Source organism: Paracoccus aerius, from assembly GCF_014656455.1.
GTDB classification, from domain to species: Bacteria; Pseudomonadota; Alphaproteobacteria; order Rhodobacterales; family Rhodobacteraceae; genus Paracoccus; species Paracoccus aerius.
This window is the reverse complement of the sequence record NZ_BNCL01000078.1, coordinates 1-1,633: the sequence shown is the minus strand read 5'-3', so window position 1 is coordinate 1,633 and position 1,633 is coordinate 1. Positions and strand designations below refer to the sequence as shown.

Sequence of the window (1,633 nt, the reverse complement as noted above, 5' to 3'; positions counted from 1 at the left end):
CATGCCGCCCATGCCGCCCATGTCGGGCATGCCGCCGGCGGGGGCCTTGGGCTCGGGCTTTTCGGCGATCATCGCCTCGGTGGTGATCAGAAGGCCCGCGACGGATGCCGCGTCTTCCAGCGCCGTGCGCACCACCTTGGCCGGGTCGATCACGCCGAACTTGAACATGTCGCCATATTCCTCGGTCTGGGCGTTGAAGCCGAAGGCCTTGTCCGAGGACTCGCGCACCTTGCCCGCGACCACCGCGCCGTCGACGCCGGCGTTCTCGGCGATCTGGCGCATCGGCGCTTCCAGAGCGCGGCGCACGATGGCGATGCCGGCTTCCTGGTCGCTGTTGGCCGCCGTCAGGCCTTCCAGCACCTTGCCGCCCTGAACAAGCGCCACGCCGCCGCCCACGACCACGCCTTCCTGAACGGCCGCGCGGGTCGCGTTCAGCGCGTCGTCCACGCGGTCCTTGCGCTCCTTCACCTCGACCTCGGTCATGCCGCCGACGCGGATCACGGCCACGCCGCCGGCCAGCTTGGCCACCCGCTCCTGCAGCTTCTCGCGGTCGTAGTCCGAGGTGGTTTCCTCGATCTGCTGGCGGATCTGGCTGACGCGGGCCTCGATCTCGGCCTTTTCACCGGCACCGTCGACGATGGTGGTGTTGTCCTTGTTGATCGTGACCTTCTTGGCGCGGCCCAGCATGTCGATGCCGACATTCTCCAGCTTCATGCCGAGGTCTTCGCTGATCACCTGGCCGCCGGTCAGGATCGCGATGTCCTGCAGCATGGCCTTGCGGCGATCGCCGAAGCCCGGAGCCTTCACGGCCGCGATCTTCAACCCGCCGCGCAGCTTGTTCACGACCAGCGTGGCCAGGGCCTCGCCCTCGACATCCTCGGCCACGATCACCAGCGGCTTGCCCGACTGGATCACGGCTTCCAGCAGCGGCACCATCGGCTGCAGCGAGGACAGCTTCTTCTCGTGCAGCAGGATATAGGCGTCTTCCAGATCCGCGATCATCTTGTCGGGGTTGGTGACGAAATAGGGCGACAGGTAGCCGCGGTCGAACTGCATCCCTTCGACCACTTCGACTTCCGTCTCCATGCCCTTGTTCTCTTCGACGGTGATCACACCCTCGTTGCCGACCTTCTGCATCGCATCGGCGATGAAGCGGCCGATATTGGCCTCGCCATTGGCCGAGATGGTGCCGACCTGGGCCACTTCGTCGCTGTCGGTCACGGGACGCGAGGCGGCCTTGATCGCCTCGACCACTTTCGAGGTCGCAAGATCGATGCCGCGCTTGAGATCCATCGGGTTCATGCCGGCGGCGACCGCCTTCATGCCTTCCTTGACGATGGCCTGGGCCAGAACGGTCGCGGTGGTGGTGCCGTCGCCGGCCTCGTCATTGGTGCGCGAGGCCACTTCGCGCACCATCTGCGCGCCCATGTTCTCGAACTTGTCCGACAGCTCGATCTCTTTGGCGACCGACACGCCGTCCTTCGTGATGCGCGGCGCGCCGAACGACTTGTCGATCACCACGTTGCGGCCCTTCGGACCCAGCGTCACCTTCACGGCATCCGCCAGAATGTTCACGCCCCGAAGCATCCGGTCGCGCGCGTCCGTGTTGAACTTCACTTCTTTCGCAGCCATT

Annotated in this window: 1 protein-coding gene; it reads right to left on the bottom strand. The window is 65.8% G+C overall.

All coding sequences use genetic code 11. The features are described from left to right. The coding region (groL, locus tag IE224_RS20740; protein ID WP_191313416.1) for a chaperonin GroEL at window positions 1-1,632 on the bottom strand (1,632 nt) is incomplete at its 3' end. Between the last annotated feature and the right edge of the window lies 1 nt (window position 1,633).